Genomic DNA, 15927 nt, shown 5'->3' with positions numbered 1-15927 from the left:
GCAAACAACAAGACCGAAAACGTTGGAGGTGAAAACGGGCGCATGACGGGCCCAGTTCATTTTTGGAGAAGAGGAAACATAATGAAGAAAAAGCCATGGCAAAAATATGTGCTGGTTGCGGCGGGAGTAGCTATGCTTTCTGCCTTGAGTATCAGTGAATATGTGGATCACCGCACCCTGCAGGATCACAGCCGTATATTTCCTACGAAGCCAATAACACTCGTCGTTCCTTATGCGGCTGGAGGCGGTACAGATATTACCGCGAGAGCGTTGGCGAAAGCCGCCGAAAAGCATCTCGGTCAGCCGATAATCGTCGTTAATCGAACGGGAGGAGGCGGTTCTGTCGGGCTGATGGAAGGGGCTGAGGCGCAGGCGGACGGTTATACCGTAACGTATCTGGTCGCTGAGCTGACTACGTTGCCTCATTTGGGACTGCTACCGCTCACCTATGAGCGATTTAAGCCGCTGCTTCAAACCAATATGGACCCTTCCGCCATTACGGTCCGGGCGGATGCACCATGGAAGACAGCGGAGGCATTTCTGGAGGATGCTGGGGCCCATCCCGGCAAGCTCAAAATGGGGAATGCAGGCACGGGGAGCATATGGCACCTTGCTGCCGCAATGCTGGAGCAGAAAAGCGGAGTCCGCTTTACCCATATCCCTTATGAGGGAGCAGGCCCAGCCGTCTCCGCTTTGATGAGCGGATTCGTGGATGCTGTACCCGTCAGTCCCGCAGAAGTGAAGAAATACGTGGACGAAGGGAAACTTCGCATACTGGCGATCCAGGCAGACACTATTTCGGAAGCGTTTCCAAAAGTGCCGACACTAAAGCAAGCCACTGGGCTGCGTGTACATTTTATCGGCACTTGGAGAGGGTTGGCTGTACCCAAGGATACACCGGATGAAGTTGCTCAAACGCTGACGGATGCACTGATCAAGGGGACGAAAGACGAGGAATTCAGGGAGGAAATGCGTAAGCATGGGTTGGGATTGCGTGTCCAGGATGCAGAGGCATTCGCGCAGCAACTGAAGGAGAGTCATGATACCTTCGCAAGACTGATTCCCGAGCTCGGCTTGAGCCGCAAGTAATACGGCCTTGTTTTTGCATTGGCAAAAACGAAAGGATTGAACGAAGTAATGAAAATCAAACAAAACATTGATAAAATTCCAGGGGGCATTATGCTGGTGCCGCTGTTTATTGGCGCACTTTTTCATACATTTACTCCATGGGCAGGCGACTATTTTGGATCTTTTACCAAGGGGCTGATGACAGGTACGGTACCCATTTTAGCAGTGTGGTTTTTTTGTATGGGTGCTTCTATAGATGTGCGAGCGACGGGTACTGTATTGCGTAAATCAGGAACGCTCGTATTGACTAAAATCGCGGTTGCGTGGGTAGTGGCGATCATTGCATCCAGATTGCTGCCTATTGGTGGTGTAGAAAGTGGACTATTTGCAGGTTTGTCGGTGCTGGCGCTGATCTCGGCTATGGATATGACGAACGGCGGGTTATACGCCTCCATTATGCAGCAGTATGGCTCCAAGGAAGAGGCAGGAGCATTTGTACTGATGTCACTGGAATCGGGTCCGTTGGTGACCATGATTATTTTGGGTAGCACTGGGCTGGCCGTTTTTGAACCGCAGACATTTGTGGGGGCGGTATTACCATTTTTGGTCGGCTTTATGTTGGGCAATCTGGATCATGATTTCCGAAAATATTTTGGGAACGCAACGCAAGCTTTGATTCCATTTTTCGGTTTTGCACTTGGTTGTTCCATTGACCTGAGTGTCATTGTCCAGACAGGTATGCTTGGTATTTTATTGGGTATTTTTGTCATTATCATTACAGGTATTCCACTGATTTTGGCGGACAAATATATCGGTGGTGGCAACGGTACAGCAGGAATTGCAGCCTCTAGTACAGCAGGAGCAGCAGTAGCCAATCCAGTCATTGTCGCCAATATCAAGCCTGAGTTCCTGCCTGTTGCGCAATCTGCAACGGCCTTAGTTGCTGCTTCGGTCATTGTGACCTCGATTTTGGTACCTATTCTGACGGCATACTGGGCCAATTATATGAAGCGTAAGGGGAAATCCCAAGAAGCGGGGCCTGTAAATCCAGGGGCGAATATACCTAAATAAAGTTTGGATGATAATGATCTCAACTTATGGATCTTTCCATTACCCGGGAAATGCTTTTGCAGTTATACCTTCAATCCTAACATTACAAAACTTGTCCTAAAACGCTTCTGCAAACATACATATGTAAGCAGAGGAGCGTGATGGGATTGGAAAACAAGGTACGTCGCTATTACCAGTTAAAGCAAAAGCAAAAAGAAATTGAAGGTGAACTGACTGATTTGCGTAATGACATTACCGCTCATTGTGCACAGCAGGAAGTATCAGATTGGGAAATTGGCAACTACCGAGTCAAGATTATACAGCAGCACCGCAAGGAATACGATCATACAAAGCTGTATGATTCACTGCCTGATCCGCAGCTATGGCGCTTGTTTTCCAAGCCGGATACGTCGAAGATTGCCAGTTTGCTTAAGCTCAAGGTCATCGCAGAGGAGCAAATAAAAGATGCTGTTTCTCTTAAAACGGTGACGCTATTGCAGGTGGATAAAAAATAAATAAAAAGAGCTGCCCCCGTTTTCGGAGCCAGCTCTTTTTATTGTCTGTTGTTTACTAGTCTTCCATCTTCACGCTCTATGAATTATTTATCAGACAAACTTTTTCCCACTCCTTTGAGAAAATGAATACCAAATCCCATTGCCCGGTTTACATCTGGATCATTCATCGCCTTCATAAGATCGCGCAGACGAGTCTTTTTATTCTGCTTTAGATGTTCTTCGGCTTCGTTCAGGCCATTGGTAACGCTATTTGTCAGCTTTTTCATCAGCTCGGGGTCTACCTCAGACAGCATCCCTGCTGCTCCCATGAGATTATTGATGATGTTCGTCACAGGCTTACGCGTCGCTTGTCCTACAGCGATTTTGACGATGCTTTCTTTGGCTTTTAGCATAGACTGAGCTGCTTCGAGAAGACCACTGTCGTGCAGCTCGCGTACGATTTCAAGCGTCTTCTGCAATGCCGCCCCATTGTCCGCCAGATCAGCAGTAAGCTTATCCAGCGATTGTTTTTGCCGTTCTTCTTCTGTCAGAACGCGTTTTCTCACAATTGAAATAGGCTTAGCCACGGCTTGACCTCCTTATTTTTGATCCACTAAATCGACATAACCGGGACGGTTCCACTTACGGTCCACTTCAACCCCATTTTGCGGATGACGTTTTTTGTAACGCGGATTGATACGTGGTAGTGGATTTTGACCGTCTACCTCCAAAATTTGCATCCGTACTTTGGCTTGTTTATAGGCCGGTGTACGGGTGACCACATCGAACGCTCCACCAGTTAACAGATTGACCGCACCATCATGGCTGGTAGAGTGCATTGGCACATAAATTTCAGTTCCCTGCACGCGGTCTGTAACCAGAACGCGTAGCTTGACCGCACCATAAGGGGATTCCAATCGAACCAGCGATCCATTAGTGATTCCGCGCTCCTCAGCCAATTCAGGGGACACTTCCACAAATACTTTTGGAAGTTTGAGCTGAATACCCGCTGATTTGGTCGTCATATTTCCTTCATGAAACTGTTCGAGCAGTCGACCATTATTTAAGGTCAAATCGAATTCAACGGGGTACTCTTTCGGTGGTACATATTCGAAAAGTCCCAAACGCGCTTTTTTATCCGGAAAGTTAAAGCCGTTGGTGTGCAGCAACGGTGTATTGCTACCATCCGGCGATCCCCAGTGGAAGCTATTCCAGCCTTCCAAAACGTCATAATTACATTGGGAGAAAAATGGAGTGAGCGACGCCATTTCCTCAAAAATTTCACTTGGATGGCTGTAATCCCAATCAAATCCCATATGCTTGGCAAATTGGCTGAAAATCCACCAATCTGGTTTGCTGTCTCCTAGAGGGCGGAGTGCTTCATATAGACGCTGAACACGACGTTCGGTGTTCGTAAAGGTTCCGTCTTTTTCGAGTGAAGGTACGGCTGGCAAAATAACGTCAGCGAATTCAGCTGTCTTGCTCAGAAATACATCCTGAACGACAAGGAAATCCAAGTTCGCCAGCATTTCTTGGGTATGGTTGGAGTCGGCATCCACCCATGCCATCTCTTCTCCAGCGATATACATCGCTTTGAGCTTACCTGTTTCAATGGCTTCCAGCATCTGAATGTTGTCCAGTCCGCGTTGACCTGGAATTTGTACGCCGTAGGCCGCTTCAAACTTGGCACGAATGACATCGTTCGTCACGGGCTGATAGCCCGGGAAAATATCCGGCATCGTACCCATATCGGCAGCACCCTGCACATTGTTATGTCCGCGAAGCGGATATGCGCCTGCACCCGGACGCATAAAGTTTCCAGTCACCAGCAGCAGGTTGGCAATTGCAATCGAAGTGTAAGAGCCTGCGATGTTTTGCGTCACACCCATGCCCCAACAAATGGCAGTGCCGTCGGCTTCGTGAATCAAAGTCGCTACCTCAATCAGTGTCTCTTTGGAAATACCAGTTTCCTGTTCGGCAAATTCCAGGGTGAAACGCTCTAGCAACTTCAAATATTCAGGATAGAAGTTTACATGCTCTTCAATGAATTTTGCATCATGCCAGTTTTGCTCAATGATGTATTTGGCTACAGCGGATAACCATACATAATCAGTACCTTGCTTCGGACGAATGAACAGATCTGCGCGTTCTGCCATTTCATGCTTGCGCAGGTCGACCGAGATCAACTTTTGACCGTGCAGCTTATGCGCACGTTTGATACGAGTAGCCAGCACTGGATGTCCTTCTCCCGGCGCGCAACCGACCAGCATGACCAAACCTGCTTTGGCAATGTCTTTAATCGTACCGCTGTCCCCACCGATGCCTCCGGTGTATTGCAGCCCCCATGACGCAGGAGATTGGCAATACCGTGAGCAATTATCGACGTTATTCGTTTGGAAGACCTGACGAGCCAACTTCTGCATCAAATAGTTTTCTTCATTGGTAAATTTGGACGAAGAAATAAAGCCGAGTGCTTCGCCACCGTAAGTTTCTTGAATAGCTCCCATTTTGCTGGCCATCAGGCTCAAGGCTTCTTCCCAGGTAGCTTCCACAAATTCGTCCCCTTGACGAATTAAAGGGGAGGTCAAACGCTGATCGCTGTTCACAAAATCCCAGCCAAATTTCCCTTTTACGCATGTCGAGATACCGTTAACAGGTCCCTCAGAGGTAGGTTGTACCTTCAAAATTTTGCGGCCTTTGGTCCAAACCTCAAAGCTGCAACCTACACCGCAAAACGTACAGACGGTTTTCGTTTTTTTCGTACGGGTTTCACGCATCGCTGCTTCGGCTTCGGAAATAGCAAAAATCCCACTATAGCCCGGCTCCACTTCCTTTATTAAATCCACCATCGGATTTAATAAATCCTTGTTCATGCCACTCATGAAGCCTGCTTCTCCCAGCATGGATTTCTCCATCAAGGCATTGCATGGGCAGACGGTTACACACTGACCGCAGCTGACGCAGGAGGAATCGTTAATCGCAACCCTGTCATCCCATATGACGCGAGGGCGTTCAGCTTCCCAGTCGAGGGACAGCGTTTCATTGACCTGAAGGTTTTGGCATACCTCTACGCATTGGCCGCATGCAATACATTGATTGGGGTCATATCGATAGAAGGGATGAGACATATCTACTTCTGTCGGGTCAACTTTCGGTTGGTACGGATATTTTTGATGTTCAATTTCCATTAGCTCTGCTGTATTATGCAAAGTGCAATTACCGTTGTTGTTATCGCACACTGTGCAGTAGAGGAGATGATTTTCCAGCAATCGGTCCATAGCCTCGGTTTGAGCTGCTTTCGCGCGATCCGAATGTAAATGAATATTCATTCCATCGGAAGCCAGTGTCGAGCAGGAACGCATAAGTTTTCCGTCCACTTCCACGATACATGTGTCACAGGTACGGATCGGATCGACTTCGGGAACGTAACACAGCTGGGGATGGGCGATGTTATTTTCGTTAATCACTTCAAGAATCGTTGCGCTGTTCTTCGTTTTCAGTTCCTGTCCGTTTAATGTAATTTTGATCGCACTATCAGTCACGGTTCAGGCTCCTTTCAGATTTTAAATTTAAAAATTAGGAATAAAAAAACTCCACCATAAACACAAGTGCTCGTGTTCCAGCACTTGTGTTTATGGTGGAGTAGTGACCAAGCTCTAGGTCCTGGAGGCCAATCCGCCATTTGAATATGTATTAATAACAAACAGTACGCACCGTCTGTATATCAATAACTTCTGAATAACTTAGATATGTCATTTTCTGCATTTCATCTCGTGTAACTATAACGTAAAATTTAAGATAGTTCAACGGTACATTATTAATTTTTTAATTGATAATGATTATCGCCTGAGAAATCGAAAAATCATTGACAAACGTTCCAGGATTGCTAACAATAGGAATGTAATCTATTTCAGAGCAATCGTAAATGGAGTGTACGTGGGAATCGCGTATATTTTATTTGTCGCAGCGCTTGTTAGTTTGATTTTTCTATATCACATGATGTGGGATTCGTAAAATCCTGATGTAGATAAATTAACCGGCATTTAGCAGATTCTTCGATATTCATAAGCGAAGAAGTTGTTGTGATGCCGGTTTTTTGGTTCAGTATAAAATGAATGGAAATACCGTCCCAATTTAGAGTGTAAAGAGTTTTATTAATGAAGACGGATTGAGGTGAACAGGATGGCGAACCGGAGCGACGATCAATGGAATCGTCCGTTACGGGACTTAAGAATATCCGTCATAGACCGATGTAATTTTCGGTGCCGATATTGTATGCCGGAAGAAATATTTGGCCATGACTATCCGTTTTTGCCAAAAGAAAAAATATTGACCTTTGAGGAAATTACGCGCCTTTCCCGTATTTTTGTCTCGCTGGGTGTTACGAAGCTGCGCATTACTGGTGGTGAGCCGTTGCTGAGGAAAAATTTATCCTCGCTTATTCATTCGTTAACTCAACTCGATGGGGTTGAGGATATTGCAATGACGACAAACGGCGTATTTTTGCCTAAATATGCTGTAGCACTGCGAGAGGCGGGACTAAAGAGAGTGACGGTTAGTCTGGATTCGCTCGATGATGATCGGTTCCGCCAAATGAACGGGGGCAGAAGCAGTGTAAAGGCGGTGCTGGATGGTATTGAGGCTGCGGCTCAAGCAGGGATGCAGGTGAAAATAAACATGGTCGTGCAAAAGGGCTTTAACGATCAGGATATTGTTCCCATGGCCGACTATTTCCAAAAGAAAAAGCATATTTTACGTTTTGTTGAGTTTATGGATGTAGGCAACACCAATGGCTGGAAATTGGATCAGGTCGTTTCCAAGCAGCAGATCATCGAAGCCATTCACGAGCATATGCCGTTAGAACCTGTCCCACCCCAGTACAAAGGTGAGGTGGCGACGCGCTACAGGTATCAGGACAGCGACGGGGAAATCGGCATTATTTCGTCTGTTACGGACGCCTTCTGTTCCACATGTACACGAGCGAGAATTTCTGCTGAAGGCTCCTTGTACACGTGCCTGTTTGCCTCTCAAGGGTACAAGCTTCGCGCGATGCTGCGTTCCGAACAGTCCGATGACGAGATTAGAGCTTACATTGAGCGTGTTTGGAGAGAACGTACCGACCGCTATTCAGAGGAACGGCTGAATCATACACAGCAAGCAACATCTAAAATTGAAATGTCACACATTGGCGGGTGAGCCGAAGAGCCAGCCTGTCAGAAACAAGGGAGTGGAGCACATGGAAAAGCCAGCTGAGGTAAAACGTGAGATTCTACGTTATCGTGACGGTCAGATCAAGCGTTTTGAAGACACTGTGGTGACGGAGTATCCGGTGACCATCAAAATTAATCAGCAGGAATTTGCTACCATGGTTTGTACACCGGAGTATGTGGAGGATATGGCGGTAGGTTTTTTGGCCTCTGAAGGCGTCATTCAACGGTACGATGATATTGAAGATATTTGGGTTCAGGAAAAAGAAGGTTTTGTTCATATTAAAACCCGTCGAATGAATGAGTTTTATCAAAACTTTCATTCCAAACGGTACATTACCTCCTGCTGCGGAAAAAGTAGACAGGGCTTTTATTTTATGAATGATGCCAAAGTGGCAAAAAGAATGAATGACACCCATGTTACACTGTCCTTTGACGATTGCTTCCGCTTGATGAATTTAATGCAAAGCTCGGCACTTACGTTCCAACAGACCGGTGGTGTTCATAATGCAGCGTTGTGCGATAAAGACGGGATGATCCTGTCCAGAATAGATATCGGCCGACACAATGCGCTGGATAAAATCTATGGACATTGCTTAAAACATGATATTGTATTACAAGACAAAATCATAGTATTCAGCGGACGCATTTCGTCTGAAATTTTGTTGAAGGTTGCGAAGATTGGCTGTGAAGTTGTTTTGTCCAAGTCAGCTCCTACAGAGCTTGCACTTGAGTTGGCTGAGGATCTGGGGATTACGACCGTCGGCTTTATACGCAGTCGTTCTCTGAATGTGTATACGCATACTGAACGGATTGATGAACTGGTCGAATCTAAAATATAATATAAAAATCTTCAATGTACACCGTCATAGTTAACCAGCATGGAATAAAACCTTTCGGGGTATTCATTCATGTTGGTTTTTCTTGGTACATATGTGGTGGACATTCACTGTACTGAAAAGGAGGGCATGTTAAATGAACTATCATATTCAAGTATTTGCCGGACTTGCGGAACAGATGGGAGGGCCTATAATTATGGTGCCTACTGAGCAAGAAACGATGACCGTTGCCGCATTAAAAGACTTGCTATCCGAGTGTTTCCCTGAATCGGCAGCTCAGTTGCAGGGTTCTTTTGTTGCCAGAAATCAAGTCTACGCCGCTCCTGAGGACCTCGTGAGTATACATGATGAGATTGCGATTATTCCTCCGGTTTCAGGAGGGTAAATTCTATTATATAGATAGATGAATTCGATAGAATAGGTGCAAGGGGGCAGATCATATGCAATACCGTATTCAGCTATTCGCAGGTATGGCGGAGCAACTTGGTGATGTGATCACGGTAGAACTTTCACATGAAACGGTGACCATGGCAGACATTCGAAAAAGGCTGAATGAGCTGTACCCGGAAGTGACTTCACAACTGCCAGGTTCTTTTTTTACCCATCATAAAAAGCTGGCTTCTCCAGATGAACTTGTGCTTCCATCAGATGCAATTGCTCTTCATCAGTCAGCACCCGGGATGGAGACGGTCGTTTCAAAATGTGGTTTATTTGCCATTACGTACGACCCGATTGATGCCGATGAAGTAACCTCAAAGGTGCTCGACCCTTCTCATGGCGCCTCGCTGACCTTTAATGGTACGACTCGGGAATTCACGCAAGGTCAGCGAACGGTGCTGCTTGAATATGAGGCGTATGTCCCGATGGCCATGAACACGATGAAGCAGATTGGTGACGAAATTGCAGAGCGTTGGCCTTCTACACGTACTGCGATTACACATCGGCTTGGCACGGTCAGAATTGGAGAGACGAGTGTGGTGATTGCTGTCTCTGCTGCACACCGCGATACTTGCTACGAAGCCAGCCGCCATGCCATTGAACAGTTAAAGCAAATCGTACCGATTTGGAAAAAGGAAGTGTGGGAGGACGGCTCAGAATGGAAGGGGCATCAGCTGGGTGGCTGGAATCCTCAAAGTACCCCAAAGCTTTCGAATAAGGACGAGGACATCTGAGCTTTTAGCTTGTCTGATCAACTTGTAGCTATCAATGGATAAGTATGGAGGGTAAACCAACGATGTCAGAAATGGACAAAATCCAGAAAATAGAAGTTGCTGCACAAGCACATGCGCATGCGTCTCATGCCCGTTATTCTAGACAGGAATTATTCTCGAAAATTGGACCGACAGGCCAGCAAAATATCCGTAGTAAGCACGTGCTGATGGTGGGGGCCGGCGCACTGGGCACTGCCAATGCTGACATGCTGGTGCGAGCGGGCATCGGACGGCTGACGTTGGTAGACCGCGATTATGTAGATTGGAGCAATTTGCAGCGCCAACAGCTCTATGACGAAGCGGATGCCCGTGATCAGATCCCCAAGGCAGTGGCCGCGCAGAAGCGATTGCAGCAAATCAATTCGGACGTGGACATTCGTGCGCTAGTCCGGGACGTCTCGCTAGATGAAATCGACGATATCGCAGCAGGGGTGGATCTCATCGTAGATGCCACCGACAATTTCGATACACGTCTGCTTATGAACGATTATGCGGTCAAGCATCGAATCCCTTGGATTTACGGGGCGTGTGTGGGCAGCTATGGGACAACCTTTACCATTGTGCCAGGGCAGACACCGTGCCTGCATTGCCTGCTCGGAACCGTACCGCTCGGCGGTGCGACCTGTGATACGGTCGGTGTGATTAGCCCGGCTGTACAGATGGTGGCGGCTTATCAAAGCGCCGAGGCATTGAAGCTGCTCACCGGGAACGAATCAGCCTTACAGGGTAAGCTGATTTCCTTCGATCTGTGGAACAATCAGCATCAGGCGATCCAAATCAGCGCCATGAAGAAAGCCGATTGTCCAACATGTGGTGAGTACCCTGTGTATCCTTTTTTACAATCGGAGCATCAGGCTAAAACGGCTGTCTTGTGCGGACGAGATACGGTTCAAATCCGCCCGGCCCCGGGTACTGTACGTGATCTGAATGAAGCGGCACGTTTGTTATCCCGTCAGGGGGGCAAAGTGGAGCATAATCCATACCTGGTATCCGTTGTTATCGGAACGCATCGAATTGTTCTTTTTCAGGATGGACGCGTCTTAATTCATGGCACGAAGGACATCGCTGAGGCGAGATCGATTTATCACAAATATTTGGGTTGACCCAATAGATTCGACCCGTTATGAGATGTACAATGTTTTCTTATTTTCGCCATCACATTTTCGTCATCTCATTTTGGAATTTATAGGATAGGGGAAGAACAAATTGAAAAAGAAATTTGGGTACATATTCACGTTCGTTGGATTGTTGGCATGGGTTCTGGCGGGGTGCTCGTCTCCGGCTGCTGTACAGTCGGCACAGTCTGCACCCAAGACAGAACTAGTCGTATCTGCCGCTGCAAGTCTTCAAGATAGTCTGAATACGCTCAAGGACCAGTATGAGAAACAGCACCCAGATATCAAACTTACCTTTAACTACGCTTCATCTGGTACATTACAAAAACAAATTGAACAAGGCGCACCCGCTGACGTATTTATTTCGGCGGGCATGAAGCAAATGAAGGCATTAACGGATGCTTCATTGGTGGAAAAGGATAACGTGTTGCTTCAAAATAAACTGGTTGTGGTTGTTCCACAAGATAAGGCGAAAAGCACAGATAACAAAAGCATTACGCTCAATGACTTGATGGGTCCTTCTTACCTGAAAGTGGCTGTTGGGGAGCCTACTACCGTTCCCGCCGGACAGTATTCCAAAGAATCGTTAACGAAGGCTGGACTATGGGACAAGCTGGAACCTAAGATGGTATTCGCCAAGGACGTAAGACAGGTATTAAATTATGTTGAAACAGGCAACGCCGATGCAGGACTCGTCTATCTGACGGATGCCAAATCATCTGATAAAACGGTCATAGCACTGGAAGTGCCTGAGGAATTGCATGCACCCATCCTGTATCCTGAAGGCATTGTAAAAGCAACCAAACACAGCCAGGAAGCAGGCGAGTTTCTTAATTTTCTACGGACAGATGAAGCTATGAGTGTGTTCAGTAAAGATGGATTTTCAGCCCCTACAGAAATGGCGGGAAAATAGAATTCACAGATAAAGGAGGGGGTTCCGTTGGATTGGTCAGCTTTTCTTCCTCCGGTTATCGTATCTGTTAAAGTTGCTGTCGTCGCCAGCATCATCGTCTTTTTATTAGCTACTGTGGTAGCGCGGATGATGGCGAACTGCACGCCGCGGAGGGGAACCAGCGTGATCGAGACCGTCCTACTTCTTCCGCTCGTTTTGCCTCCCACTGTTGTCGGCTTTATTTTGCTCATCTTGCTGGGAAGGAAAAGCTGGATCGGCACAGCCTTCGAAAGCCTGTTCCAGCAGACGATTGTATTTACATGGGGAGCTGCAGTGGTGGCGGCCGTAGTTGTTGCTTTTCCACTGGCTTACCGTACCATTAAAGCAGGTTTTGAAGCTGTAGACCCTGAGGTAGAGCAGGCTGCACGTGCGCAAGGTGCCAACGAATGGCAAGTGTTTCGCCACATTACGATGCCCCTTGCCTACCGACCGCTCATTTCAGGATACATTCTCGGATTTGCCCGAGGGTTAGGGGAATTTGGCGCTACGCTGATGCTTGCAGGTAATATTCCTGAACAGACCCAAACCCTGCCTACAGCGATTTACACCGCGTCCGAGGTCGGAAATATGACACTCTCTTGGAGCTGGGTAGCTGTCATCATTTTATTCTCTTTTATTATGTTGATGCTTTCAAATCGACTGGTAAAGGATTAGCTCTTTTGGAGTAAGAACATGCGCAGTCTGCCGATAGGGTAGGCTGTGTTTTATTTGTCTTGAGAAAATAAAACTCTTAGACTTCTTCATTCACTCTCCAACTCTTGGCATTCGAGGTACTGGAGACTCGCGGAAGGTCGAGGCGGTACTCCGTTTGCAGGCGTAACAGATTCGGTGAATTTTTGTGGTATAATTTACAAAAAAATAAGCAAAGGGAGATGGGGAACCATGAAGAAATTCGGGCAAATGTTTCTGGTAGGTTTAGCCATGGTTTTGGGGCTTGGTCTGGCGGTAGGAAATGTGGAGCTTCCCGCCGCCTCCGCGGCCGATACAGAATATTATGTGTCCACGAGCGGCAGCGACTTTAATGCCGGAACGAACGATGCGCCGTGGAAGACGTTGCAGCACGCGGCTGACGTGGCTCCTGCGGGCAGCACGGTTTACGTCCGAGGCGGCGTGTACAAGCAGAAATTAAAGATTACCCGCTCTGGCTCCGCTTCGCAGGGTCCAATTGTGTTCACCAACTATGGGACAGAGACCGCCATTATTGATGGCAGCGGACTTTCGGTCAGCGGGAACGAAGGGCTGATCGAACTGGCCGATGTCAATTACGTTACTGTTCAGGGGGTTGAAATCCGCAATTTTACCACTGCTTCCAAGAACGTGGTGCCTGTAGGTATTTATGTCCACGGTTCGGGCGGCTTCATTAATCTGTCCAACAACAAAATCCATGACATCAAAAACACGGTCACCCCGACCGGCAAAGATCGGCTGGGCCGGGACGCTCACGGTATCGCTGTTTATGGCACGAAAGCTCCGGCTTCGATTCACGACCTTACGATCAGCGGTAATGAGCTGTACAATCTCGTGCTGGGCTCCAGCGAATCGCTCGTTTTAAACGGCAACGTGGACGGCTTTGCGGTGACCGACAACCTCATTCACGATAATGACAACATCGGGATTGATCTGATCGGCTTTGAGGGAACTGCGCCGAATACTGCTTACGATCAGGCGCGAAACGGGCTAGTGAAGGGCAACCGGGTGTACAATAATTCTGTTCAAAATAACCCATCTTACAAGAGCGATGACAACTCGGCCGGTGGTATTTATGTAGATGGGGGCAAGGACAGTATTATCGAGCAGAACTACAGCTACAACAACGACATCGGCGTCGAAATGGCCTCCGAGCATGCCGGCAAAGCCACCAACAATATTACAGTCCGCAGCAACGTGATATATAACAACCGGCTGACTGGTATTGCCATGGGCGGTTACAATGAGGAGCGCGGCTCAACGGTAAACTGCAAGATCGTGAACAATACGCTATACAAGAACGATACATTTGACGACGGAAGCGGCCAGCTTTTGGTTCAGTACGATACGCGAAACAATGTGATCAAAAACAATATTTTCGTGGCTAGCTCCACAGATATGCTGATCTCCAATGGATACACCAAAAATTCCGGCAATGTTGTGGATTATAATTTATATTTCGCTCCGAGCGGCAGTTCGGAGGCTAACTGGATCTGGAAAAATAAAGAGTATACGGGATTCTCCGCGTACAAATCGGGGACCGGCAACGATACGCATTCTCTGTTTGCCGATCCTAAATTCGTGAATGCCGCGAACAGCGACTTCCATTTGCAGTCTTCGTCACCGGCGATCGATGCCGGGAACACGGACCGTGCCATCATTGGAACACTAGATATTGACGGGAAGCCCAGAGTACAGGGAGCCGCGGTGAACATCGGTGCCTACGAGTAAGCCTTATATTTTATGACTAGTGCATAGCGAAACTATGTGGGGCCGCTGCTTGTACGTTTTTACAATGTTCCTTGCAATTAAAACACCTTCAAAGAGAATCCCCATGTCGTAAGATATGAGGATAAACTTTGGAGGTGTTTTTGCGTTGGCAACAAGATTAAGCTATCCTCGGAAAGTAAAAATGGAAGTCGTACAAATGAGATTAGATGGTTGTTTCTGTTCGAGAGGCTCTGATTAACATAGTTGTTGTACACCTTTGAACCATACGGACTTGATCGACAAGGTATCCGAGATGTTGGTTGTCGGATCACCGTTTACTAGTATAAGGTCAGCGAGCGCACCTTCGGTAATACAGCCGCGATCGTAAAGCCCAAAGCAACGGGCCGGTTTCGCAGTAGCCGACTGAAGCGCTTCTATGGGAGTAAATCCGGCCTCAACCAGCAATTGCATTTCATGATGAACGCTGGCTCCATGAGCAAGACCGCCAAGATTGGGAACAGGAACGGGGGCGACATCCGTCCCGACCAGAATATCCACACCGGCACGGTGAAGATCCATCACATTTTTAAAGCTATTCTCCAAATTGCCTTGCGGGAAAGTATGGAAGCTTGAGTTCAAAATATCGATCCATTCTGGACTTAATTTGGAATAAACACGTGAATCATTCGCCAATTCTGATGCCGGATTTCCCAGAATGGATGAGTTCAATACTAAGCACGGTATAACAAATGCGCCTAAATCCGCTATGGATTTCACCAACTCGGATGTGCATTCGGGCCTGTCGAGAAATAAGTGACCCAATCCGTCGACTCCCATATCGATGGCGGTTTGCGAAGAATCAGCCGTCAAGACGTGGGCTATGACAATTTTATCGAATTTATGGGCTTCTGCCACGGCTGCTTTTAAAATCTCGTCGCTTAAAATAGGTAGTCCAGGGGCACCCAAGACCGTCCCTTCTTCAATCATGATTTTAATATAGTCGGCGCCACTCTCCACCTGGGTATGCACATGTTTGATCGCTTCTTCCACTGTCGTCACTTGGGGCACCTCTTCGTGATCGTGAGCGTAGGCGGCTAGCATAGCTTCCCGGTCTTCCTTAGGTAACTTCTCCAATTCCTTTAATACGAACTCCGGAATTTCATCCTCATCCTGCAATAATTCATCCGGATGACCACCTGGAGCAGTGATCGCTGTGCCGGCAGAACGGACTTCGGCGACGTCATTCACGTTTTTCAACTGGATCTTGCGCCCTCTTTCTGTAAAACTGCCGTTCATTTCGAGTTCTGTCGTGACGCCGAATTTTAAAGCATCTCGTAACCCACCGATTGAAGTGTGGACATGCGCATCAATCAGGCCGGGCAATAATGTCGCATTTTCCCCATCGATGATCGTTGCATGTGTCGGAAGGTCTCCGCCTACCGAAATAATGGTTTCCCCATGGATGACAACATTTCTGGGCTCAATAACTTTTTCACCATCGAAAATACGTACATTCGTAATCGCTGTAACTTTTTCTACCGTAGAGCTTTGAGTTACATTCTTCATGTCGTTCCTCCTTAGTGTTCAATCTTAA

Annotated in this window: 14 protein-coding genes; 11 read left to right on the top strand and 3 right to left on the bottom strand. The window is 47.3% G+C overall.

Annotation, left to right across the window (positions count from 1 at the left end; translation table 11 throughout):
- Nucleotides 1-81: 81 nt before the first annotated feature.
- The 3 genes from NLX82_RS04810 (at nt 82) to NLX82_RS04800 (ending at nt 2633) form a co-directional block, all read left to right on the top strand.
- On the top strand, nt 82-1089 hold the full coding sequence (locus NLX82_RS04810; RefSeq protein WP_254347525.1) for a tripartite tricarboxylate transporter substrate binding protein: 1008 nt from the start codon (nt 82-84) through the stop codon (nt 1087-1089).
- A 48-nt stretch (nt 1090-1137) separates the two neighbouring features.
- A complete protein-coding gene (kdgT, locus tag NLX82_RS04805; RefSeq protein WP_023989573.1) occupies nt 1138-2139 on the top strand; it encodes a 2-keto-3-deoxygluconate transporter in 1002 nt (333 codons plus the stop codon).
- 140 nt (nt 2140-2279) lie between these two features.
- Nucleotides 2280-2633, top strand: coding sequence for a hypothetical protein (locus NLX82_RS04800; protein WP_013311244.1), 354 nt, complete (start codon nt 2280-2282; stop codon nt 2631-2633).
- 83 nt (nt 2634-2716) lie between these two features.
- Here the strand turns inward: NLX82_RS04800 and NLX82_RS04795 are convergent, their stop codons facing one another.
- The gene (locus NLX82_RS04795; RefSeq protein ID WP_254347524.1) at nt 2717-3199 is read right to left on the bottom strand and encodes a helical membrane plugin domain-containing protein; all 483 of its coding nucleotides are present in this window, start codon (nt 3197-3199) and stop codon (nt 2717-2719) included.
- 12 nt (nt 3200-3211) lie between these two features.
- The gene (gene fdhF, locus NLX82_RS04790) at nt 3212-6154 is read right to left on the bottom strand and encodes a formate dehydrogenase subunit alpha (protein WP_023989571.1); all 2943 of its coding nucleotides are present in this window, start codon (nt 6152-6154) and stop codon (nt 3212-3214) included.
- Nucleotides 6155-6794: 640 nt separating this feature from the next.
- Here fdhF and moaA point away from each other — a divergent pair.
- From moaA to NLX82_RS04750, 8 genes are all read left to right on the top strand, one after another.
- On the top strand, nt 6795-7808 hold the full coding sequence (gene moaA, locus NLX82_RS04785) for a GTP 3',8-cyclase MoaA (protein ID WP_254347523.1): 1014 nt from the start codon (nt 6795-6797) through the stop codon (nt 7806-7808).
- Nucleotides 7809-7848: 40 nt separating this feature from the next.
- Nucleotides 7849-8661 (top strand): formate dehydrogenase accessory sulfurtransferase FdhD, encoded by an 813-nt coding sequence (fdhD, locus tag NLX82_RS04780; RefSeq protein WP_254347522.1) that lies wholly within the window; start codon nt 7849-7851, stop codon nt 8659-8661.
- A 133-nt stretch (nt 8662-8794) separates the two neighbouring features.
- Nucleotides 8795-9043, top strand: a complete 249-nt coding sequence (locus NLX82_RS04775; protein WP_023989568.1) for a MoaD/ThiS family protein — start codon at nt 8795-8797, stop codon at nt 9041-9043.
- A 55-nt stretch (nt 9044-9098) separates the two neighbouring features.
- On the top strand, nt 9099-9830 hold the full coding sequence (locus tag NLX82_RS04770; protein ID WP_302055719.1) for a molybdenum cofactor biosynthesis protein MoaE: 732 nt from the start codon (nt 9099-9101) through the stop codon (nt 9828-9830).
- A gap of 62 nt (nt 9831-9892) precedes the next feature.
- Nucleotides 9893-10972 (top strand): thiazole biosynthesis adenylyltransferase ThiF, encoded by a 1080-nt coding sequence (locus NLX82_RS04765; RefSeq protein WP_023989566.1) that lies wholly within the window; start codon nt 9893-9895, stop codon nt 10970-10972.
- Nucleotides 10973-11075: 103 nt separating this feature from the next.
- Nucleotides 11076-11897, top strand: coding sequence for a molybdate ABC transporter substrate-binding protein (modA, locus tag NLX82_RS04760; RefSeq protein WP_023989565.1), 822 nt, complete (start codon nt 11076-11078; stop codon nt 11895-11897).
- 27 nt (nt 11898-11924) lie between these two features.
- Nucleotides 11925-12590 (top strand): molybdate ABC transporter permease subunit, encoded by a 666-nt coding sequence (gene modB / locus NLX82_RS04755; RefSeq protein ID WP_028542525.1) that lies wholly within the window; start codon nt 11925-11927, stop codon nt 12588-12590.
- Between the two features lie 228 nt (nt 12591-12818).
- Entirely contained in the window at nt 12819-14354 is a 1536-nt protein-coding gene (locus NLX82_RS04750; protein ID WP_254347521.1) for a choice-of-anchor Q domain-containing protein, read from the top strand.
- Between the two features lie 234 nt (nt 14355-14588).
- Here NLX82_RS04750 and NLX82_RS04745 read toward each other — a convergent pair whose 3' ends face one another.
- Complete coding sequence (locus NLX82_RS04745; RefSeq protein ID WP_254347520.1) at nt 14589-15899, bottom strand: amidohydrolase family protein; 1311 nt, start codon at nt 15897-15899, stop codon at nt 14589-14591.
- Nucleotides 15900-15927 lie beyond the last annotated feature (28 nt).

The organism is Paenibacillus sp. A3M_27_13 (assembly GCF_024213315.1).
Taxonomy (GTDB): domain Bacteria; phylum Bacillota; class Bacilli; order Paenibacillales; family Paenibacillaceae; genus Paenibacillus; species Paenibacillus polymyxa_B.
This window is presented reverse-complemented; position numbering and strand designations above follow the sequence as displayed.

Bases quoted from the DNA above. Each gene is read 5' to 3' on its own strand.
- NLX82_RS04745 (WP_254347520.1), bottom strand. From the start codon at position 15,899: ATGAAGAATGTAACTCAAAGCTCTACGGTAGAAAAAGTTACAGCGATT.
- NLX82_RS04770 (WP_302055719.1), top strand. From the start codon at position 9,099: ATGCAATACCGTATTCAGCTATTCGCAGGTATGGCGGAGCAACTTGGT.
- NLX82_RS04775 (WP_023989568.1), top strand. From the start codon at position 8,795: ATGAACTATCATATTCAAGTATTTGCCGGACTTGCGGAACAGATGGGA.
- NLX82_RS04750 (WP_254347521.1), top strand. From the start codon at position 12,819: ATGAAGAAATTCGGGCAAATGTTTCTGGTAGGTTTAGCCATGGTTTTG.
- kdgT (WP_023989573.1), top strand. From the start codon at position 1,138: ATGAAAATCAAACAAAACATTGATAAAATTCCAGGGGGCATTATGCTG.
- NLX82_RS04800 (WP_013311244.1), top strand. From the start codon at position 2,280: ATGGGATTGGAAAACAAGGTACGTCGCTATTACCAGTTAAAGCAAAAG.
- NLX82_RS04765 (WP_023989566.1), top strand. From the start codon at position 9,893: ATGTCAGAAATGGACAAAATCCAGAAAATAGAAGTTGCTGCACAAGCA.
- moaA (WP_254347523.1), top strand. From the start codon at position 6,795: ATGGCGAACCGGAGCGACGATCAATGGAATCGTCCGTTACGGGACTTA.
- NLX82_RS04810 (WP_254347525.1), top strand. From the start codon at position 82: ATGAAGAAAAAGCCATGGCAAAAATATGTGCTGGTTGCGGCGGGAGTA.
- fdhD (WP_254347522.1), top strand. From the start codon at position 7,849: ATGGAAAAGCCAGCTGAGGTAAAACGTGAGATTCTACGTTATCGTGAC.